Genomic DNA, 20,323 nt, shown 5'->3' on the forward strand with positions numbered 1-20,323 from the left:
TCCCCTACTCCTCGCCCTAGCGACGCAGCCGCAGGCCGACCTTGAACATCGGTCCGATCACGTCGTACTGCGGCGAGGCGTTCAGGCCATAACCCCAGCCGAAACCCTTGGGTGGCTTGACGTTGAAGACGTTGTCGGCGTTGGCGAACACCTCGGCCTCCCCGCCCAGACCCTGGAACGTGTAGTTGACGTTCAGGTTGGTGTAGAGGCGCGCGGCGACGTGGTTGTCGTCGATCTCGTTGGGCGCCTTGAAGTCGTTGCTGACCACGCCGCTGGACAGGTAGCGATTGACCACCGTCACCCGCAGCGGACCGTTCTTGTAGAAGGCGCTGGATTGCACCGTCCAGTGCGGCTGGCGGTCGCCCAGCGAGCCGGCCAGGTCCAGAGCGGTGACGCCGTCATTGGTCTCGAACTTGCCGACATAGTTGGCCAGCATCCGCAGACCGACCTCGCCGTCCCAGCCGGAGACCAGGTTCGACACCGGCATGCGATAGGACGCCTCGATGTCCAGGCCGCTGGTCTCGAAGCCGGCCAGGTTCAGGTTGGTCGAGCGGATCTCGATGATGTCGCCGCCCAGGCGGGTGATCTGGCCGCACAGCTCCGCGTTGCCGTTGAAGCAGCGATCGACGATCTGCTGCACCGCCAGGGTCGAGATCGAGTCGCGGATCTTGATCTGGTAGTAGTCGACCGAGGCCGAGAAGCCGGAGAAGAAGCGCGGCTGGAAGACGACGCCGCCGGAGACGGTGTCGGCGATCTCCGGCGTCAGGGCGGCGTTGCCGCCACCGATCTGCTGCAGGTTGACGGTCACCGAACCCGGCTTGAACCGGTCGATGACGTTGGCGCGGGCCTGGGTCGCGCCGGTGTACAGTTCCTGCAGGCTGGGCGCGCGGATGTCGCGCGACCGGGTGAAGCGCAGGCGAATGTCCTCGATCGGCGTCCAGGTGACGCCGGCCTTCCAGGTCTCGACGCGGCCCGAGGTGGAATAGTCGGTCACCCGACCCGCCAGGTTGGCGTCGGCCTGGCCCAGGCCCTCGCTCTTGAGCAGCGGCACGACGAGTTCGCCGAAGGCCTCCTTGACGTTGTACGAGCCGCCATAAGGCTTGGGATTGCCGATGCCGAACGCGCTTTCCCGCGACAGCGGGTCGGAGACGGCCTTGATCTCCTCGCGGCGATACGAGGCGCCGGTCGCGAACGACACCGGCCCGGCCCAGGTTGAGAACAGGTCGCCTTGCAGCGAGCCTTCGATGACGTGCTGGGTGTAGCGCTGGCGGGTGAACTGTTCGCCCAGCACGTAGTCGATCGCCGCCTGCGAGGCCGCGCCCTGGCCGAAGATGTTCAAAGGCGCGCAGCCGTTGTTCGGATTGGTCAGGGTCGAGCGGCAGACTATCGTGCCCGGCGCGATGCCGGCGGCGTTGCCAGGCGGCGCGACCACCGCATCTACCGCCAGGTTGACGTTGCCCTGGGCGGTGACGCCGCCACGCGAGGTGATCAGGTTATCGTCGACCGTGCCGAAATAGGTGTTCTGGCCGAACTGGTAGTAGGCGTTCCACTTCCAGCCGCCGCCCAGCGCGCCGTCCAAGCCGGTGACGAAGCGGTAGGTGGTGTTGGTGTTCTTGATCCGCGAATTGCCGGTCCAGTCGTCGTTCATCCGGCCGATGTTCAGGAGGGCGGGCCCAGCCGGATTGCCGCCGCCGGCGCCCGACATCTGGGCCTTGATGCTGGCCGGCAGGAAGGCGTTGTCGGCGCTGACCGACAGCCAGGTCGTGGCGCTGGTGCCAAAGCGGTAGGGCGGCACCGAATAGGACGGACCAACATTGCTCTTGGTGTACATGCCCTCGACGAAGGCGCTGAAATTGTCGGTCAGCTTGTAGTCGGCGTGGCTGAACAGGCTGATCCGGTCCGACGGGTTCACCGCTTTGATATTGTCGTAGATCTGGGTGTAGTCGCCGTAGAGATCGGTCGCCGGGGCCAACATGTTACCGGTCGGATTGACGTAGGTCCCATAGATGAAGCGGTGGGTGGAGCCGCCCGGACCGAAGGCCGTGCCGGCCAGCGAGCAGTTCGGGATATTGGCGCCGGTCGCGGTGCGGCAACCATTCACGAGGCCGCCCGTCGACATATAGGCGGCCACGATATTGCCCGCGACCTTGACGCGGCGCGGCTGGCCGTTGGTCGCCGTATAGGCGGGATTGTTGATCACGCCGGGCCGCGCCGCCAGCCAGCCGCGGTCCATCAGGTTCTGCGGGCCGCCGACGAAATATTCCGCCGAGGCGATGATATGGCCGCGCGCGTCGGCGAACGAGCGGCCGACGGCGGCCGAGATCGTGCCTTCGCCGTTGTCGCCGTGGCTGGAAACGCCCGTGGAGATCTCGGCCTTGAAGCCGTCGAACTTGGTGTCGAGCACGAAGTTGACCACGCCGGAGACAGCGTCAGACCCCCAGGCGGCCGAAGCGCCGCCGGTCACCACGTCGATGCGCGAGATCAGGGCGCTGGGCAGGATGTTGACGTCGACGATGCCGTTACCGGTCGAGGGCACGACGCGGCGGCGGTCCAGCATGACCAGGTTGCGATTGGCGCCCAGGCCGCGCATGTCCAGGCTGCCCTGACCGCCATTGGCCGAGCCGTTGCTGCCGCTGCGCGCGCCGCCCTGATTGCGGAAGACCGGCAGGTTGCGGGAGACGTCGACCAGGCGCGTGACGGCCTGCTCCTTGAGCTGCTCGCCGCCGACGACGGTCACGGGAGTCGGCGCCTCGAAGCCGTCGCGAACGACGCGCGAGCTGGTGACGACGATGGTCTCGACCGAGGTCTCGCTGTCCGCGGCCTGAGTGACGGCTTGCGCTTGGGCGTTGGCCGCCGTGGCCATGGCCAGGCAGAGCATGGACGCACTGGTCCACAGAGTGTGTTGACGCATGTTTCGGCTCCCTTTTCCCCGGAGCTCTTGGCCGCCGCTTTCGCGGGTCGGTGAGCTCTTCATAGGGTTTGTTCTAGTGTGTGAACCTGACAGCAGCCTTGCGGCCCAAGCTCAGGCGACGAGAGGTCAGGCGATGAACGGAAAGGCTCCCACGAGGCCGCCCGCGATCAGCAGCACCAGCGAGGTGGCCACGGCCCAGCGGACCGTGAATTTCTGGTGCTCGCCGAACTCCACGCCGGCCAGGTTGACCAGCAGGTAGGTGGACGGGACGAGCGGGCTGAGCAGATGCAGCGGCTGGCCCACCAGCGAGGCGCTGGCGATGGCCTGGCGGCTGACCCCATAGTGCGAAGCCGTCTCGGCCAGGATGGGCAGCATCCCGAAATAGAAGGCGTCGTTGGAGATGAAGAAGGTCATCGGCAGGCTGATCAGGCCGGTGATCGGCGCCATGTAGGGTCCGAACGCGGGCGGGATAATCGCCACCAGCCCCTTGGACATGGATTCGACCATGCCCGTGCCGTTGAGGATGCCGGTGAAGATGCCGGCCGCGAAGATCAGCGATACAACCGCCAGGATGTTGGCCGAATGCGCCGCCACCCGCGCCTTCTGAGCGTCCAGATTGGGATAATTGACCACGGCGGCGATGCAGAAGGCCACCATGAACAGCACCGGCAGCGGCAGCAGACCGATGATCAGCACGACCATCAGGGCCCCGGTCAGAGCGGCGTTGAACCATAGCAGCTTGGGCCGGCGCGCCTCGGGATCGGACGAGACCGTGAACGCCCCGCCCGCGACATCGACAATCTCGGCGACGCCGGCGTCGCCCACGACGGTCTGTTCGAACCGCGGCGTGTCCTCGCCCAGCACCAGGCGGCCCAGCCGCTTACGCTCGAAGCGTCCATAGACGAAGGCCAGCCCCAGCAGCCAGACGAACGCGATGACCATGGCCGGCACCAGGGGCAGGAAGACGTCGGCGGCTTCCAGTTGCAGCGCACTGGCGGCGCGGGCGGTCGGCCCGCCCCAGGGCGTCAGGTTCATCACGCCGCTCGACAGCATGATCAGGCAGGCCATGATCAGCGGATTGAGGCCCAGGCGCTTGTAGAGCGGCAACAGCGCGGCGGCGGTGATCATGTAGGTGGTCGAACCGTCGCCATCCAGCGAGACGAAGGTGGCCAGCACCACCGTGCCCATGACGATCCGCACCGGGTCGCCGTGGACCATCCGCAGCAGCGCCCGAACCAGCGGGTCGAACAGGCCCGCATCGATCATCACGCCGAAATAGAGGATCGCGAACATCAGCATCACGCCGGTCGGCGCGATGCTCTTGATGCCCGACAGCATCATGGGCCCCAGGCCGGCGCCGAAGCCCGCCAGCAAGCCGAAGACGATGGGAATGAAGATCAGCGCCACCAGCGGCGTCAGGCGCCGCGTCATGATCAGCACCATGAACGTGGCGACCATCGCGAAGCCGAAGAGAGAAAGCATCAAAGCCGTCGGCGCCAAACCCCGCCCCTACCCTAAGAATCGTCCTGGGCTTCGGCGTGCCGGCCAGGGCTGTTTGAGGGCACTGTAGGGCGGTTGGCTTGCAGGAACCTGTCGTCATCAAATCGGCTGACGACGACGTCGCGCTGGCCCTACTATCGCGTCAGGGGGCGACAGAATCCCCCTGGGGGAGACAGCGCGGCCGTGGCCTTGTCGAACGTGATCGGCCTTCGCCTGTTCGGGCCGGAGGCCCGCCAGTCGGTCTTCGATCGCCTTCGCGTGATGCTGGCCGGCGTGTTCCTGATCGGCGGAGCCCTGGCGCTGGTCGCCGCCTTCCTGTTCTCCCGCACCGCCGCCAACGAGGCCTATGACCGCTTGCTGATCAGCGCGGCCCTGCAGATGGCCGAGACGGTGGCCGTCGGCGAAACCGGCGTCACCGCCAACCCGCCCGATGCGGCCTTCGAGACCCTGGCTCAGGCCAAGAACGACCGGGTGTTCTACGTCGTGCGCGATCCGCGCGGCCGGGTCATCACCGGTACGCCGAACCTGCCTGGGCTGGCGACCTCGCCGGAACTGAATCGCCCGCGGATCGGCGACGACGAGGTTGGCGGCGCGCCGGTGCGGACAGCGACCGTGGGGCGCTACGTGACCACGCCCGCCGGCGGCGGCTGGGCCAGCGTCGTCGTCGCTCAGACCCACCTGGCGCGGAACACCTTGGTCTGGTCGCTGATGCTGAAGATCGCGGCCCTGGTCATCTTCGTCAGCGCCCTGGGTTTCTTCGCCGCCCTGGCCGCCGCGCGGCGCGCGCTGCTCCCCCTGTCACGCATCGAACAGGCCCTAGCGGCGCGGGAAGCCAACGACGTGACGCCGCTGGAGGTGGAAAGTCCGCGCGAGACCCAGGCCCTGGTCGACGCCATCAATCTGGTCATGGCCCGGTTCGACGATCGGATGTCGCGTCTGCAGACCTTCGTCGGCATCGCCGCCCACCAACTGCGAACGCCGATCGCCGCCTTGATGGCCCAGGTCGAGCTGCTGGACGGCGATCGCGCGGCCGCCGCTCGCCACGCCAGGATCGAGCGGCTTCGCGAGCGCCTGATCGAACTGGGACGCCTGACCAACCAGCTCCTGGGCCACGCCATGGTCATCTACCGGGCGGGCACCATCACGCCGACGGTCGTCGACCTGTCGGACATCGCCCGCAAGGCGTTGAACGACGGCGTTCCCCGCGCCTTGGACCGCAATCTCACCCTGGCCTTCGACGCGCCGGATCCGGTCATGATCCTGGGCGACGAGGTCACCCTGCGCGAAGGCCTGACCAACCTCGTCAACAACGCCGCCCTGCATGGCGCCCGCGCGCGGCTGGAAGTCGGCGTCACCCACGAGAACGGCGAGGCCGTGGTCTGGATCTTCGACGACGGTCCCGGCATCGGGCCGGACGACTGGGCCGCGGCGCTCAAGCCCTTCACCAGTCCGCGCGGCGCGCGCGCCGGCGCCGGCCTTGGCTTGGCCATCGCCCAGGAGATCGCCGTCGCGCACGGCGGCCAGCTCGAACCCCGGCGCGGCCCGGACGGCTTCGAGATCCGCATGCGCCTGCCCGCCGTGGAGGCTCCATGAAGCGCGCCCTGCCCTGGCTGTTCGGCCTTGTCGTGCTGGTCATCGGCTGCATCCTGGTCTGGCGCCGCCCCGAACCGCTGCAGCCGCCCTATCCGCGCCCCAGCGTCGGGGCGCAGACGCTGTTTCCGGCCCGCGATCTCGGCGCACGGTTGCTGACCATCGAGGGCGCGACGGACGTCAGCTTCATGCGCCCGTTCATCGTCGCCTTCCAGGCCACCCACCCGGACGTCTCGATCCAGTATGTCGACATGCTGAGCAGCGAGCTGCTGACCCGGGCCCAGAAGGGTTGCGATCGCGTCCAGGCCCAGCCGGACCTCTATGTCACCATCGCCACCGATCACTTGGTGGCGCTGGCCAATCACGGTTGCGGACGCCCCGCGCCCAAGGCCGTGGCCGCCCTGGCCCCGGCCGCCGCGCAATGGCGGCGCGAAGTGATCGCCTTCAGCCTGGAGCCGGCCGTCTTCGTCTACGACAGCCGCGCCTTCCCCAAGGGCGAGCCGCCGTTGAGCCACTTGGCGCTGGTCGAGTCGTTGCGCGCCGATCCCCGGGCGTGGCGCGGCCGCATCGGCACCTACGATATCGAACAGTCCGGCCCCGGCTACAACTACGCCAGCTTCGACGCCCGCCAGGCGGCGATCTACGGCCGGCTGATCGAGAGCTTCGGCCGCAGCCTGGTGCGGACCTATTGCTGCTCAAACGAGATGGTCGACGCCGTCGGTCGCGGCGAGATCCGCATGGCCTATAATGTCCAGCTCTCCTACGCCTATGCCGGCCAGCGACGCTACGGCCATGTCGGCGTGGTTCTGCCGTCCGACTACCAGGCCATCCAGACCCGTTCGGTGATGATGAGCCGTGACGCCCGCAACCCCGGCGACGCCACGGCCTTCGTCCAGTTGCTGGTCTCGCCGCGCGGTCAGCTCATCGCCCGCGAGCAGGTCCAGCCGCCGCGAGGCGCGATCACCCGGGGCGCGCTGTCCGAAGCCGAGCGCGCCAGCCAGGAAGTGGTCGGCTCCTCGCTGCTGTCGCTGCGCGATCCGGCCAAGCGCGGCGCCTTCATCCGCGAATGGCGCCGGGCGCTCTATCCGCCGCCTGAGGCGCGGACGCCCTAGAGCATTTTCCGACGAAGTGGATACCGGTTCGTCGTCAGAAAATGCGTTAAAACAAGATGCTAGAGCATTTCACCGATCCAATTGGATCGGAAAATGCTCTAGCTGGCGGCGACGATCTGATAGCCAAGACCGCGATGGGTGCGGATCTCGGCAAGGGAGCCGGCCAGCTTGGGCCGCAATCGGGTGATGATGACCTCGACCGCGTTCTCGGACGGCTCGGCGGCGTAGTCGAAGATCTGGTCCAGGATCTGGGCCTTGCTGAGGATCTTGGCCTGGTTGGCCAGCAGCACCTCCAGCACCGACAGCTCCCGGCGTGTCAGGTTGATCGGCGCGCCCTTCACGGCCGCGATGCGGGCGGCGCGGTCCAGGCTGACGTTCTGGCAGGCCAGCACGTTGGTGCGGTCGCCGCTGCGCCGCCGCAACAGGGACCGCGCCCTGGCCTCCAGCTCGCGGAAGTCGAACGGCTTGACCAGATAGTCGTCGGCGCCGTGATCCAGCACGTCGACGCGGTCGTCGACGGTCGAGCGGGCGGTCACCACCAGCACCGGCGTCCCGCAGCGCCGGGCCCGCAGGTTTCGCAGCACCGTCACCCCGTCCATCTCGGGCAGGTTCAGGTCCAACACCACCAACTCGTAGGTGGCGTCATGCAGCAGGTCGTCGGCGCTGACGCCGTCCTGCGCCCAGTCGACCGCGTGGCCCATCCGCGCGATGCACGCGACGATGCCTTCTCCGAGGTCGGCCGTATCCTCGACGACGAGAACCCGCACGCTTCACTCCCTTTGTCCGGCCCTCGCTTCGTGGGGCCTTTTTATCAAGTCTGCCCAAGTCGCCTGGCGCGCGCCAGGCCTGGGAGACTCAATGCAAGGCAGACGATACCGCGCCAGTCTGACAGCTGGCTGTCAGGTTGGGGCGGCAGAGTGCTCGCCGCCGGGGGACAGGGTCACCACAACGAAGGACCTCGCCCCGGCGCGTCGATTGGGAGGCAGATTTGAAATTGACGAAACACCTGTTGGCCGCCGCATGTCTGGCGGCGCTGGCGCCCGTGACGGCCGGCGCCCAGACCGCATCGACATCGCAGGCGACCGTTCCCACCCCGCTGGCCCACGCCGCGCCCTATGCCGAGCACGTCAGCACGCCCTCGCGTCGGGCGGCGGTAGAAGCCGGCCGCAAGCGGATCGCGGACTACATGGCCCAGCGCGGCGTGCCGGGCCTGGCCATCGCCGTGTCGATCGACAATGTCTTCGTCTGGTCCGAGGGCTTCGGCCTGGCCGATGTCGAACAGGGCGTGCCTGTCACCCCATCGACCCTCTTCCGCACCGGCAGCGTCGCCAAGCCCATGAGCATGGCTATCGCCGCCCGTCTGCACGACCAGGGCAAGCTCGACTTCGACACGCCCGTGCAGAAGCTGGTCCCGACCTTCCCCGTGAAAAGCAAGCCGATCACCTTCCGGATGCTGGCGGGGATGCTGGGCGGCCTGCGCCACTACCGCCTGGGCAGCGACGACTTCTTCAACGCCGTCAAGTACGACAACCTGCTCGGCTACGTCGATACGTTCAAGGACGAGCCGCTTGCCTTCGAGCCGGGCGCGAAATTCAACTATTCCAGCCTCGGCACCAACCTGCAGGGCGCCATGACCCAGGCCGCCGGCGGCAAGCTCTTCCCGGATCTGGCCCAGGAACTGGTGTTCGAACCGCTGGGCATGGTCCACACCCTGCCTGACCGCAACGAGGAGATCATCCCCTACCGCGTCCGCTACTATGAGCGCACCGGCGGTGAGCACACCTATCGCATCCGCCAATCCTCGTGGGGTGACGGCGGACGCGGCGTGCTGCTGAACGCCCCCTACAGCGACAACAGCAACAAGTTTGCCTCCGGGGGCTATCTGACCACGCCCGAGGACCTGGTCCGCTTCGGTCAGGCTCACCTCGCGCCCGGCTTCCTGAAGGCGGCCACGCTGAAGGAGCTCTTCACCGAACAGAAGACCACCGACGGCAAGGGCGTCGGCTACGGGATGAACTGGTTCATCGACAAGACCCCCGCCGGCGACCCGATCTACTGGCATTCCGGCTCGTCGGTCGGCGGCAACTCGATGCTGCTGATCTATCCGAAGCAGAACCTGGTTCTGTCCATGCAGACCAACCTGACGGACTCCAACCTCAAGGGTCTGCCGCGCGAGCTGGCCCAGCTGTTCATGAAGTGAAGTCGACGCCATCGTTCAACGATTGAATGCACAGATCGCCGTCGCGGACGGTGATCATGGCGGACTGAAGGTGACGATTTGGCTTTGACCCAGACCTCAGTACAGGTGTCCAAATGACCACAGGATATCGCGTTCGCGAAGCAAGGATGTTGCGGATCTATTGCCCAGTCGAACGGCGGACGATCGTTGCTCTGGCCGGCGGAGACGCGTCGGCCATGGAGCGGGACCCAACTCTGGCGAAGATGCGCGGATTCTGCGCGCAGATGGACCTTTAGGCGATTTCGGAATCTACAAATCCGTGGCCGAGATCGTCGCTGGCTGGGAAATCTTCAGACCTGAAACCGGCGCTCAACCTGCATTCGGCGAACCCGGTCAACCAGCAGCGTCTCCGACGGTTATACTGACCACCTACTTCCCCTACGATGCGTCGGCGCATGCTGTGGATCGCTGCCTGGAAGCGATTATGCTTGCTCATCCCTGGGAAGCACCCGTTATCGAGCTTCGCGATGCGTCGCTGTTGGAACGAAGCTAGTTCAGCGACGGCGCCGAAGAGCATTTCGGGCGCCGCCGCCTTTGGCCCGCAGGTCAGGACAAGCCGAGCGGTCGAACAGGCCGGGTTCAGGTCGATGACGCCCCCGGTTGGGGCAAGATTCCATCGGCAAGAAACCGGTTCACTAAGCTCGACGGATTCCACCCAGCGTGGCTTACGCTCTCATCTGTCGTGGATCATTTCTCACTCTTGGTGAGCCGGTCCAACTCTCTACAGAGGCTTAGACATCGACCTCGGCGTCCAGGGCGTTTTCCTGGATGAACTCGCGGCGCGGCTCGACCAGATCGCCCATCAGACGACTGAACATCTCGTCCGCGTCGTCGGCGTGGTTGACGCGAACCTGCAGCAGGGTGCGGGCCTCGACGTCCAGCGTCGTCTCCCACAGCTGGTCCGGGTTCATCTCGCCCAGGCCCTTGTAGCGCTGGATGCTCAGCCCCTTGCGGCCGGCGTCCATCACGGCGGCGACCAGGTCCATCGGCCCCCGGACGGTGGTCGACTTGTCCTTGCGACGGAACACGGCTCGCCCAGAGAAGATCTCAGCCAGAGCCCCGGCCCGCTCGGCCAGGCGTCGGGCGTCGGCGGCGTGCAGGAGGCCATCGTCCAGCACGACGCTCTCGGTGACGCCGCGACGGGTGCGCTTGAAGACATAGGCCGTGTCGCCGCGTTCGCCGGTCCACGGTCCGTCGCCTTCCTCGGCGTAGAGGTCGAGGCGGGTCGCCGCCGCGGCGATGTCGGGGTTGTCGCCCAACAGGCCGGCCAGGGCCGACTGCTCGACGGCGAAGGACGGCGCGCGGGCGGCCAGGCGATCGATATTGCCCTTGGCCTGGCGGCACAGCTGCACCAGGGCCAGCAGGTCCTGGCCGGTGCGGCGCTCGCCCGACGGCAGGTCAAGCTCCGCCCCCTCGACGCCCTCGTCGATCAGGAAGGCGTCCATCTCGCTGTCGTCCTTCAGATAGCGCGAGGACTTGCCCTTGGCGGCTTTGTAGAGCGGCGGCTGGGCGATGTAGATGTAGCCGCGCTCGATCAGCTCCGGCATCTGCCGGTAGAAGAAGGTCAGCAGTAGGGTGCGGATGTGGGCGCCGTCGACGTCGGCGTCGGTCATCAGCACGATCTTGTGGTAGCGCACCTTGTCCGGGTTGAAGTCGTCGCGGCCAATGCCAGCGCCCAGGGCCGTGATCAGCGTGCCGATCTGGTCGGACGACAGCATCTTGTCGAACCGCGCGCGCTCGACGTTCAGGATCTTGCCGCGCAGCGGCAGGACGGCCTGGTTGTCGCGGTTGCGGGCCTGCTTGGCCGAGCCGCCGGCCGAGTCACCCTCGACGATGAAGATCTCGGACTTGGCCGGGTCGCGCTCGGAACAGTCGGCCAGCTTGCCGGGCAGCGAGGTGATGTCGAGAGCGCTCTTGCGGCGGGTCAGTTCGCGGGCCTTGCGCGCGGCTTCGCGGGCGGCGGCGGCCTCGGCGATCTTGCTGACGATGGCCCGGGCCTCGTTCGGGTGCTCCTCGAACCAGGTCGCCAGACCTTCCTGCACCAGGCCTTCGACGGCCGGACGCACCTCGGACGAGACCAGCTTGTCCTTGGTCTGCGAGCTGAACTTGGGGTCCGGCACCTTGACCGACAGCACGCAGGTCAGGCCTTCGCGGGCGTCTTCGCCGCCGACGCTGACCTTTTCCTTCTTGGTGATGCCCGAGCTCTCGGCATAGCCGGTGATGATCCGGGTCAGGGCCGCGCGGAAGGCCGACAAGTGCGTGCCGCCATCCCGCTGCGGGATGTTGTTGGTGAAGCACAGCATCTGCTCGTGGTAGCTGTCGTTCCACCACAGGGCCAGGTCGACCTCGACCTTGTCCTTGACGCCGCGCACCACGATCGGGGTCTTCAGCAGCGGGGTCTTGACCTTGTCCAGGTGACGGACGAAAGCCTCGATGCCGCCGTCATAGTGCAGCTTCTCTTCCCACGGCTCGGCGTCGCGCAGATCACGGAAATAGATCGTCACGCCCGAGTTCAGGAACGCCAGCTCGCGCAGGCGGTGCTCCAGGGTCTTCCGGTCGAATTCGATGAACGCGAAGGTGGACCGCGACGGGAAGAAGGTCACTTCCGTGCCCGACAGCAGCTCGCCGGCCTTAGGGCCATCCTCGCGCATCGGCGAGTCGCCCGTGACCTTCAGCGAGGTCACCGCGTCGCCGCGCTCGAAGCGCATCTGGTGGGCCTTGCCGCCCCGGTGGATCTTCAGCTCCAGCCAGTCCGACAGGGCGTTGACGACCGAGACGCCGACGCCGTGCAGGCCGCCCGAGACCTTGTAGCTGTTCTGGTCGAACTTACCGCCGGCGTGCAGCTGGGTCATGATGACCTCGGCCGCCGAGACGCCTTCGCCCTCGTGGATGTCGGTGGGGATGCCGCGACCGTCGTCGGTGACCGTCACCGAACCATCGGCGTTGAGGATCACCTGGACCTTCGTCGCGTGACCGGCCAGGGCCTCGTCGATGGCGTTGTCGACCACCTCATAGACCATGTGGTGCAGGCCCGAGCCGTCGTCGGTGTCGCCGATGTACATGCCGGGGCGCTTGCGGACGGCGTCCAGGCCCTTCAGCACCTTGATCGAGTCCGCGCCGTACTGGGCGGCGGCTTCCTCGGTGGTCATTTCGTGGGCCGGCGCTTCGGGAACTTGGTCTTCGGTGTTCTCGGTCATTCGTCTTCCAGGATGGTCAGGCCGGCGTCGCACACGCGAACACCTAGCGCCCGACCCTTGAGATGGTCGAACAGCGACTCGTCCGTGCCGGTGAGGAAGGCCTGGAGCTTGAGCGCCGTGAGTTCGTCGGCCAAGGCGGCCCGACGGGTAAGGTCGAGATGCGCGGCGACTTCGTCGAGCAATATTACAGGATTCGGCGCGGATTCCGCACGCGAAAGTCGCGCCGCCTGGGCCAAAACCAGGTTCAAAATCAGGGCTTTTTGCTCGCCCGTGGAGCATTCCGCCGCCGGACGGTCCTTGTCGACGTGGAAGATGGCAAGATCGCCGCGATGAGGGCCGGTCAGGGCCCGCCCGGCCGCCCCGTCTCGCGCGCGCGCGGCGGCCAGGGCGGCGGCCAGACGCTCTTCGATCTCCGCGAACGGAACCTCGTCCAGCGCCATCTTCTCCCACTCGCCGGTCAGGGTCAGGCGGGCCTGCGGGAAGGGGCGGTCGCCGCGTCCGTCGATCTCGTTCTGCAGGGCCAGCAGCGTGCGGGCGCGGGCCTGGGACAGCAGGGCGCCGGACTCCGCCAGCCGGGCCTCCAGGGCGTTCAACCAGGTCGCATCCGGCGCGCGCCCGGCCTCGGCCGCGTCGGTCAGCAGGCGCATGCGCTCGCGCTGGGCCTTGTCATAGGCGTTGGCGTTAGCCGCGTGGCCGGGCTCGCCGGCGAAGACCAGGCGGTCGAAGAACCGGCGGCGCTCGGACGCGGCCTCCAGAAACAGGCGGTCCTGGGCCGGCGTCAGCCAGATCGGCCGGACGTGGTCGGCCAGGCGGCCCGGCGAGACAGTCTCGCCCTCGATGCGAACGGTGCGGCGGGCGGCCCCGCCCTGCTCGACGCCGGTGCCGATGCGGAGGGGAGCGTCCTCACCGGACTCGACCTCGGCGGCCACGGCCCAGGCCCGGCCGACCGCTTCACCGGGCAACCGACGGCCGACCTCGGCCATGCTGGACCCACGCAGACCCTTGCCGGGGGTCAGCAGGCTGATCGCTTCGAGAAGATTGGTCTTGCCCGCCCCGTTGGCCCCGAACAGATAGACGCTGCGCCCCTCGGTCTCGAGGCGGGCGCGCGCGTACGAGCGGAAATCCGTCAGGGTCAGGGAAAGCAGTGCGGCCGACGCCATGAGCGCCTAATAGCATTTCGGGAGCGATGCGCAGCCCCGCCCTTCAGGCGAAGCTGTCGCGTCGCCCCAGCGCAAGGTGAGCCAGGGTGTGAACCTCGCCCCAGGCCAAGTGCAGGACATGCCGCCCGGAGACGAGCAGCAGGGTCCAGACACCCACGCTCAGCGCGACCGCACCAACGCGCTCCCAGGCGATACGCATGCTCATCTCCACGTCGAATTGGACGCGGGTTGCGCCCCGATAGAGACCGAAAGCGGTCCTAACCGGGGCGAAACTTGGCCGCGAAACCTAACCCAGCTTGTAGCCGCAGAGCTTGTTGCCATCCAGATCGCGGAAATAGGCGAAATAGGCCTTCGGCATCCGCGCGCCCGGCTGGCCCTCGTCCTTGCCGCCCAGTTCCAGGGCCTTGGCGTGGAAGGCGTCGACCTCCTCGACCGTGTCGAAGGCGAAGCCGCCCATCATGCCGTTGCCGACGCAGGCCGGATTGCCGTCATACGGGCCCAGCACCCCGAACATGCAGCCGTCGCCGCGATAGAGACGGCCGCCCGACGGGTGCTCGAACAGCGGTTTCATGCCGATCGAGCCCAGCAGGCCGTCATAAAAGGCCTTGGCCTTCTCCAGGTCGTTCGAACCGACCGTCACGTAGTTCAGCTTGGCCATGGGCCACCTCCCGTTTTCTTACGAAACGGACCTTAGCGCGCTTATGAGCGTTCGCAACATGACCCTCGCGTCAGGGTGGGCGTGAAGACCCGCCGCTTAACGCCTCCGCGGCGTCCCAGACAGCAGAACGGGCGCCCGAAGCGCCCGTCCTTTGTTCTTCAAGACTCTGTCGCGGGATCAGACCCGCAACGGCATCAGCACGTACTTCACGCCCGGATCGACCGGATCGACCACCAGGGTCGGGCTGGCCGGGTCGGCGAAGCGGAACTCGGCCTGCGGGCCGGCGATCTGGCCGCAGACGTCCAGCAGGTAGCGGGCGTTGAAGCCGATCTCGAAGGGCTCGCCGTCGTAGTCGACCTCGACCTCTTCCACGGCCTGGCCGGCTTCCATGTTGCGCACGGTCAGGGTGATGCGGCCCGGCTCGATGGCCAGCTTCACCGAGCGGCTCTTCTCGGCCGAGATGGTGGCCACCCGGTCGACGGCCTTGGCGAACAGATCGTTGTCCAGGGTCAGGATCTTGGCGTTGTCGCGCGGAATGACGCGCAGATAGTCCGGGAACGCGCCGTCGATGACCTTGGAGGTCAGGGCGGCCTGGCCGAACTCGAAACGGACCTTCTGGGGCGAGACCTGCAGGTCGACCGTCTCGCCGGCCGATTCCATCAGGCGGCGGGCCTCGGCGATGGTCTTGCGCGGCACGATCACGCCCGGCAGGCCGGCCGCGCCCTCGGGGGCCGGCATCTCGGCCAGGGCCAGGCGGTGACCGTCGGTGGCCACGGCGCGCAGCTTGGTCTCGCCGCCCTCGTTGACCGTGTGGACGTAGAGGCCGTTCAGGTAATAGCGCGTCTCTTCGGTCGAGATCGCGAAGCGGGTCTTGTCGATAAGGCGGATCAGCTCGTTGGTGTCGACCGCGATCCGGCTGGAGAGGCCGTCGCTGCTCATCACCGGGAAGTCTCCGGCCGGCAGCACCGGCAGGTTGAAGCGCGAGCGGCCGGCCTGGATCACCAGGCGCGGATCATCGCCGCTGAAGCTCAGCGAGACGTCGGCGCCGTCGGGCAGCTTGCGGACGATTTCATAGAGGGTGTGGGCCGGCGCGGTGATCTGGCCGGGCACGTCGATCTGGGCGAAGCCCTCGTCGATGATCTCCATGTCCAGGTCGGTGGCCGAGAAGGACAGGCGATCGCCTTCGGCCGACAGCAGGATATTCGACAGGATCGGGATAGTGTTGCGGCGTTCGACGACGCTCTGCACGTGACCCAGCGCCTTCAGGAGCGCCGCCCGTTCGATTGTAAGCTTCATAGTCCGGTCCAGATCGTGCGGGCGGAATGCAAGGAATCGCCCGCTACCCCCGTTGAGAATGGACCGCCGACATTATCGCAAAGCGCGCAGGGGGAAAGGGGGCGCGCCCGTCATTCGCGCGCCCCGGAGTCCGAAAAACGAAGCTTTCCGCCTCGTCAGGCTTTTTGATCGAACGAACCGCCCGCGTTGTCGCCGTCCGCGCCGGCGCCGGCATACGGATTGGCGCCCGACGACGACTCGTTGGTGGAAGGTCCGGTCGAGCCCTTGGCCGCCACGGCGACCATGGCCGGACGCACCAGGCGCCCCATCAGCTCGTAGCCGGCCTGCAGGACGGTGATCACGCCGCCAGCGGCGACGTCGGTCGCCGGCTGCTCCATCACCGCCTGGTGCAGGTGCGGGTCGAACTTCTCGCCCTTGGCCGGCGCGATCTGCTTCAGGCCATTGCGTTCGAAGGCGGCTTGCAGCTCCTTCTCGGTCATCTCGACGCCAATGATGAAGTTCTTCACCGCCGCATCGGTCGAGTCCTTGGGGCTGTGGGCCGTGGCGCGCGACAGGTTGTCGGCGACGCCCAGCAGGTCGCGGCCGAACTTCTGGATCGCGTAGGCGCGGGCGTCGTTCATCTCGCGCTCGGCGCGGCGCTTGGTGTTCTCGGCCTCGGCGGCGTAGCGCAGGGCCTGCTCCTTCAGAGCAGCCACTTCCAGCTTCAGCGCCTCGATCTCCTGCGACGCGTCGTCAGCTTCGAAGGCGACGTCTTCAGCCGGCGTTTGCTCGTCGGTCATATCCTACAGTCCTTATCCATCCATCATCCGCCCGAGCACCCGGGCGGTATAGTCCACCAACGGAATGACACGGGCGTAGTTCAAGCGGGCGGGCCCGATCACGCCGATCGCGCCCAGCACCTTCTGCCGGCCCGTCATATAGGGCGCCGCGATCACCGAGGAACCCGAAAGCGAAAACAGGCGCGTCTCCGCTCCGATATAGATGCGCACGCCCTCGGCGTCACGAACGTCATCCAGCAGGCCGATCAGCTGGCCCTTCTGCTCCAGGTCGTCGAACAGCTGGCGCACGCGGTCGATGTCCTCGCGCGCCCGGGCGTCGACCAGCAGGTTCCCCTGCCCCCGCACGATCAGCGAGCGGGCGTCGCCCTCGCCGCCGCTCCAGGCCGCCAGGCCGTCCTCGACCAGGCGCGCGGCGGTTTCGTCCAGCTGGCGGCGGGCGATGTCCAGTTCGCCGCCCATCTCGCTCCGCGCCTCCGACAGCGTGCGGCCGCGCAGGCGGGCGTTGAGGAAGTTGCTCGCCTCCTGCAGCGCCGAGGGCGTCACGCCCGGAGCCTGGCGCATCAGCCGGTTCTCGACCTGGCCGTCCTCGAACACCATGACCGCCAGCACCTGGCCGCCGCCGAGCGGCACGAACTCCACATGCTTGACCCCGCCCTCGCGGACGGGCGTGACGACGATGCCGGCCCCGCCGGCCAGGCCGGAAAGAATGGACGAGGCCTCGCCCAGGGCTTCCTCGAACGAGCGGCCCTTCACGGCCAGCCGCGCCTCGATGGCGCGCTTTTCCTCTTCGCCGATGTCGCCGACTTCCAGGAAGCCGTCGACGAACATGCGCAGGCCCGCGTGGGTCGGCATCCGGCCGGCGCTGGTGTGGGGAGCGTCCAGCAGGCCCAGCTGCGCCAGATCCTGCATGGTGTTGCGGATCGAGGCCGGCGACAAGGCCAGGCCGCCCTTGGAAATAGTCCGCGACCCGACCGGCTCGCCGGTCTCCAGATACGACTCCACGACCCGGCGGAAGATGTCGCGGGCGCGGCTGTCCATCTCGCCAAGGCCTGGCGCGGGGACGATCGGACCAGGGAACAGATGAGTCATGCTCTAAAAGGCCATGAAGGGCGTGTCGTTTGGGACCCGGTCAGCGGACAAAAGCGGTCGGCCTCTTTCAACTACGGCTATCAATAGGATAAGCGGCCCCTCACACACATTCAAATATCCCTGAGATCAGGAGTTTCCTCATGCGTCCGTCCGAACGCGCCCCCGACCAGTTGCGCGCCGTCACGCTGGAAACCGGCGTCAACCGCTACGCCGAGGGCTCCTGCCTGATCAGCTTCGGCCACACCAAGGTGCTGGTCACCGCCACGGTCGAGGAGAGCGTTCCCGGCTGGATGCGCAACAAGGGCGCCGGCTGGGTCACGGCCGAGTACGGCATGCTGCCGCGCGCGACCCACACCCGCGGCCGTCGCGAGGCCGCCGTCGGCAAGCAGACCGGCCGCACCCAGGAAATCCAGCGCCTGATCGGCCGTTCCCTGCGCGCCGTCGTCGACCTCAAGGCCTTGGGCGAGCGCCAGATCAGCCTGGACTGCGACGTCATCCAGGCCGACGGCGGCACCCGCACCGCCGCCATCACGGGCGCCTGGGTCGCCCTTCGCCTGGCGGTCAACTACCTGCTGGAAGAGGGCGTGCTGAAGACCGACCCGATCCAGGGCCAGGTGGCGGCCGTCTCGTGCGGCGTCTTCAAGGACACCCCGGTCCTGGACCTCGACTACGAAGAAGACTCGAGCGCCGAGGCCGACAGCAACTTCGTCCTGACCGACGTGGGCGACATCGTCGAGATCCAGGCCACCGGCGAAAAGCGCGGCTTCACCAAGTCCGAGTTCCAGAGCCTGTTCGGCCTGGCCGAGAAGGGCGTCAACGAGCTGTTCGTGATGCAACGCGCGGCGATCGGAGCCTAGGAGCTTCCATCTCCAACTCGCGAGAAGAACGTGGTGGCCGCGCCATCACGTTCGGGTCGCACTTGCCGGAACGGGGTAACGGTCCCAGATTCCTATCTTAAGGATTTCAGGAGTTTCGCGTGACCACCCCGTTCGAAGGCCATGAAGTCGAAGCCCGCCTGCGCCCGTCGGCGGAGGCCTATCGCTTCGACCTCGACCAGGCGCTGTCCTCCATGGTGGCGCTGGAAGCCACCGTGCCCCCCGACGCCTATACGGCCGGGATCCTGGGGACCGAGCGCGTCGGCAACGGCGTTGTCATCGGCCCCGGCGGCCTCGTGCTGACCATGGCCTATCTGATCACCGAGGCCGAGGAGGTTGTGCTCACGCGCAACGACGGCCGCCGCGTGCCTGCCCACGTGCTGGGCCTGGATGTCCGCTCGGGCCTGGGCCTCGTCCAGGCGCTGGAACCGCTGGACCTGCCGGTCATGACCATCGGCAGCGCCAAGGACCTGGACACCGGCGCGCCGATCATCGCCGCCGGGGCCGGCGGCCGCGCCCACGCCGTGGCCGGCAAGGTGCTGGCCCGCATGCCGTTCGCCGGCTACTGGGAATACCTGCTGGACGACGCCATCATCACCGGCCCGGCCCACCCGCACTGGAGCGGCGCGGCCCTGATCGGCCCCAAGGGCGACCTCGTCGGCCTCGGCTCCCTGACCCTGGAAGGCCGCGACAACGAAGGTCTGGCCCGCCCGATCAACATGTTCGTGCCCGCCGAGCTGCTGCCGCCCATCCTGGACGAACTGGCCCGCGGCCGCAGCCCGCACCCGCCCCGGCCGTGGCTGGGCGTCTTCGCCCAGGAGATGGACCATCACGTCGTCATCGTCGGCATCTCGCCCAAGGGCCCGGCCGCCCGCGCCGAGCTGAGAGCCGGCGATCTGATCCTCGCCGTCGACGGCATGCCGGTCTCGACCCTGGCCGAATTCTACGAGACGATGTGGAGCCTCGGCGACGCCGGCGTCGGCGTGCCGCTGAAGGTCCTGCGCGAGGGCGACGCCTTCGAGGTCGAGATCCGCTCGATGGACCGCGCCAGCCTGCTGAAGAAGCGGCGGCTGAATTGACGCCCTCGCCAAATGATAGCGGCCGCCCAATGAAGGGCCCATGGGACCAACCCGACGCGCCGCCGCCGGCGGCGGTCAGGTCAGGGCCGCCAGGGATCCCGCGTCATCGGCTCTGGCTATGGCTAGGGGTGCTGGCCGCCATCGGCGCCTTGGCGTTCGCGCTCTGGCGCGCCTTTCCCGACGCGATGCGGACCGGCGACGACAAGGCCGACCTCGTCTACCAGATCGGCTTGGTGGTGCTGGTCTCGACGGCGCTGCTGCGGGGCCTGCAGGGCTCGATCAGCCAGCACCTGAAATATGTCGCGATCTGGAGCGGTATCATCGCGGTCCTGGCGTTGGGCTACGCCTACCGCGCCGAGCTGGCCGACGTCCCGCAACGGCTCAAGCTGGCCTTCAATGTCGGCACGCCCGTCGCGGTCGGCGAGCGCACCCTGATGGTTCCGCAAGGCGAAGGCGGCCACTACGTCGTCGACGGCCTGGTCAACGGCCAGCGCGTGCGCTTCATGGTCGACACCGGCGCGACCGAGACCGTGCTCAGCCCCGACGACGCCCGCCGCCTCGGGATCGCCGTCGACACGTTGAACTACGGCTACGAGACCGAGACCGCCAACGGCAAGGGCTACAGCGCCGCCTACGACGCCACGAGCCTGGAGATCGGCTCGATCAAGCTCGAGGGCTTCCGGGTGATGGTGAACAAGGCGCCGATGAACGGCTCGCTGCTGGGGATGAGCTTCCTCAAGCGTCTGGACGCCTTCGAATTCCGCGACCGCCAGATGATCCTGAAGTGGCGCGAGGACGAGAAAGGACGCGCCTACTAGGCGCGCCCCTCCCGGCAAGC

17 protein-coding genes are annotated in these 20,323 nt (G+C 67.5%); 7 read left to right on the plus strand and 10 right to left on the minus strand.

All coding sequences use genetic code 11. The features are described from left to right. Window positions 1-16 precede the first annotated feature (16 nt). Together AC07R7_RS13870 and AC07R7_RS13875 are read right to left on the minus strand one after the other, a co-directional pair. The gene (locus tag AC07R7_RS13870; protein WP_494635547.1) at window positions 17-2,911 is read right to left on the minus strand and encodes a TonB-dependent receptor plug domain-containing protein; all 2,895 of its coding nucleotides are present in this window, start codon (window positions 2,909-2,911) and stop codon (window positions 17-19) included. Window positions 2,912-3,037: 126 nt separating this feature from the next. Further along, the gene (locus AC07R7_RS13875) at window positions 3,038-4,393 is read right to left on the minus strand and encodes a CitMHS family transporter (protein WP_494635548.1); all 1,356 of its coding nucleotides are present in this window, start codon (window positions 4,391-4,393) and stop codon (window positions 3,038-3,040) included. A gap of 201 nt (window positions 4,394-4,594) precedes the next feature. On the opposite strand from AC07R7_RS13875, the gene AC07R7_RS13880 reads away from it, so the two are divergent. Together AC07R7_RS13880 and AC07R7_RS13885 are read left to right on the plus strand one after the other, a co-directional pair. Then, entirely contained in the window at window positions 4,595-6,004 is a 1,410-nt protein-coding gene (locus tag AC07R7_RS13880) for a sensor histidine kinase (RefSeq protein ID WP_494635549.1), read from the plus strand. After that, window positions 6,001-7,113, plus strand: a complete 1,113-nt coding sequence (locus tag AC07R7_RS13885; RefSeq protein WP_494635550.1) for an ABC transporter substrate-binding protein — start codon at window positions 6,001-6,003, stop codon at window positions 7,111-7,113. Before AC07R7_RS13880 ends, AC07R7_RS13885 begins: the two co-directional genes overlap by 4 nt. 98 nt (window positions 7,114-7,211) lie before the next feature. On the opposite strand, the gene AC07R7_RS13890 is transcribed toward AC07R7_RS13885, so the two are convergent. Beyond that, complete coding sequence (locus AC07R7_RS13890) at window positions 7,212-7,880, minus strand: response regulator transcription factor (RefSeq protein ID WP_494635551.1); 669 nt, start codon at window positions 7,878-7,880, stop codon at window positions 7,212-7,214. Between the two features lie 242 nt (window positions 7,881-8,122). On the opposite strand from AC07R7_RS13890, the gene AC07R7_RS13895 reads away from it, so the two are divergent. After that, window positions 8,123-9,313 (plus strand): serine hydrolase domain-containing protein, encoded by a 1,191-nt coding sequence (locus AC07R7_RS13895; RefSeq protein WP_494635552.1) that lies wholly within the window; start codon window positions 8,123-8,125, stop codon window positions 9,311-9,313. 298 nt (window positions 9,314-9,611) lie between these two features. Beyond that, window positions 9,612-9,845 (plus strand): hypothetical protein, encoded by a 234-nt coding sequence (locus AC07R7_RS13900; RefSeq protein ID WP_494635553.1) that lies wholly within the window; start codon window positions 9,612-9,614, stop codon window positions 9,843-9,845. Between the two features lie 238 nt (window positions 9,846-10,083). Here AC07R7_RS13900 and gyrB read toward each other — a convergent pair whose 3' ends face one another. The 7 genes from gyrB to hrcA all read right to left on the minus strand — a co-directional run bounded on the left by gyrB (window position 10,084) and on the right by hrcA (window position 17,531). Next, window positions 10,084-12,549, minus strand: coding sequence for a DNA topoisomerase (ATP-hydrolyzing) subunit B (gene gyrB, locus AC07R7_RS13905; protein WP_494635554.1), 2,466 nt, complete (start codon window positions 12,547-12,549; stop codon window positions 10,084-10,086). Beyond that, window positions 12,546-13,709 (minus strand): DNA replication/repair protein RecF, encoded by a 1,164-nt coding sequence (gene recF, locus AC07R7_RS13910; RefSeq protein WP_492837672.1) that lies wholly within the window; start codon window positions 13,707-13,709, stop codon window positions 12,546-12,548. Before recF ends, gyrB begins: the two co-directional genes overlap by 4 nt. 43 nt (window positions 13,710-13,752) lie before the next feature. Continuing rightward, the gene (locus tag AC07R7_RS13915) at window positions 13,753-13,908 is read right to left on the minus strand and encodes a hypothetical protein (RefSeq protein ID WP_494635555.1); all 156 of its coding nucleotides are present in this window, start codon (window positions 13,906-13,908) and stop codon (window positions 13,753-13,755) included. A gap of 87 nt (window positions 13,909-13,995) precedes the next feature. Next, the gene (locus AC07R7_RS13920) at window positions 13,996-14,367 is read right to left on the minus strand and encodes a VOC family protein (protein WP_492887500.1); all 372 of its coding nucleotides are present in this window, start codon (window positions 14,365-14,367) and stop codon (window positions 13,996-13,998) included. Window positions 14,368-14,544: 177 nt separating this feature from the next. After that, on the minus strand, window positions 14,545-15,663 hold the full coding sequence (dnaN, locus tag AC07R7_RS13925; RefSeq protein WP_492837675.1) for a DNA polymerase III subunit beta: 1,119 nt from the start codon (window positions 15,661-15,663) through the stop codon (window positions 14,545-14,547). Between the two features lie 155 nt (window positions 15,664-15,818). Then, window positions 15,819-16,442 carry a nucleotide exchange factor GrpE gene (gene grpE, locus AC07R7_RS13930; RefSeq protein WP_494635556.1) on the minus strand — a complete coding sequence of 208 codons (624 nt, stop codon included), beginning with the start codon at window positions 16,440-16,442 and terminating at the stop codon, window positions 15,819-15,821. A 12-nt stretch (window positions 16,443-16,454) separates the two neighbouring features. Beyond that, window positions 16,455-17,531, minus strand: a complete 1,077-nt coding sequence (hrcA, locus tag AC07R7_RS13935; protein ID WP_492837677.1) for a heat-inducible transcriptional repressor HrcA — start codon at window positions 17,529-17,531, stop codon at window positions 16,455-16,457. Window positions 17,532-17,671: 140 nt separating this feature from the next. Here hrcA and rph point away from each other — a divergent pair, with 140 nt between their 5' ends. From rph to AC07R7_RS13950, 3 genes are all read left to right on the plus strand, one after another. Then, entirely contained in the window at window positions 17,672-18,388 is a 717-nt protein-coding gene (rph, locus tag AC07R7_RS13940) for a ribonuclease PH (RefSeq protein ID WP_492887498.1), read from the plus strand. Between the two features lie 119 nt (window positions 18,389-18,507). After that, window positions 18,508-19,485 (plus strand): S1C family serine protease, encoded by a 978-nt coding sequence (locus AC07R7_RS13945; RefSeq protein WP_494635557.1) that lies wholly within the window; start codon window positions 18,508-18,510, stop codon window positions 19,483-19,485. Window positions 19,486-19,514: 29 nt separating this feature from the next. Continuing rightward, entirely contained in the window at window positions 19,515-20,303 is a 789-nt protein-coding gene (locus tag AC07R7_RS13950) for a retropepsin-like aspartic protease family protein (RefSeq protein WP_494635558.1), read from the plus strand. The last annotated feature ends 20 nt before the right edge of the window (window positions 20,304-20,323 follow it).

The organism is Caulobacter sp. GW821-FHT05F04 (assembly GCF_059419665.1).

What these genes read in the sequence shown, in the direction of transcription:
- dnaN (WP_492837675.1), bottom strand. Translation starts at nt 15,663, where the DNA reads ATGAAGCTTACAATCGAACGGGCGGCGCTCCTGAAGGCGCTGGGTCAC.
- AC07R7_RS13920 (WP_492887500.1), bottom strand. Translation starts at nt 14,367, where the DNA reads ATGGCCAAGCTGAACTACGTGACGGTCGGTTCGAACGACCTGGAGAAG.
- recF (WP_492837672.1), bottom strand. Translation starts at nt 13,709, where the DNA reads ATGGCGTCGGCCGCACTGCTTTCCCTGACCCTGACGGATTTCCGCTCG.
- grpE (WP_494635556.1), bottom strand. Translation starts at nt 16,442, where the DNA reads ATGACCGACGAGCAAACGCCGGCTGAAGACGTCGCCTTCGAAGCTGAC.
- AC07R7_RS13950 (WP_494635558.1), top strand. Translation starts at nt 19,515, where the DNA reads ATGAAGGGCCCATGGGACCAACCCGACGCGCCGCCGCCGGCGGCGGTC.
- AC07R7_RS13885 (WP_494635550.1), top strand. Translation starts at nt 6,001, where the DNA reads ATGAAGCGCGCCCTGCCCTGGCTGTTCGGCCTTGTCGTGCTGGTCATC.
- AC07R7_RS13915 (WP_494635555.1), bottom strand. Translation starts at nt 13,908, where the DNA reads ATGCGTATCGCCTGGGAGCGCGTTGGTGCGGTCGCGCTGAGCGTGGGT.
- hrcA (WP_492837677.1), bottom strand. Translation starts at nt 17,531, where the DNA reads ATGACTCATCTGTTCCCTGGTCCGATCGTCCCCGCGCCAGGCCTTGGC.
- AC07R7_RS13870 (WP_494635547.1), bottom strand. Translation starts at nt 2,911, where the DNA reads ATGCGTCAACACACTCTGTGGACCAGTGCGTCCATGCTCTGCCTGGCC.
- AC07R7_RS13875 (WP_494635548.1), bottom strand. Translation starts at nt 4,393, where the DNA reads ATGCTTTCTCTCTTCGGCTTCGCGATGGTCGCCACGTTCATGGTGCTG.
- rph (WP_492887498.1), top strand. Translation starts at nt 17,672, where the DNA reads ATGCGTCCGTCCGAACGCGCCCCCGACCAGTTGCGCGCCGTCACGCTG.
- gyrB (WP_494635554.1), bottom strand. Translation starts at nt 12,549, where the DNA reads ATGACCGAGAACACCGAAGACCAAGTTCCCGAAGCGCCGGCCCACGAA.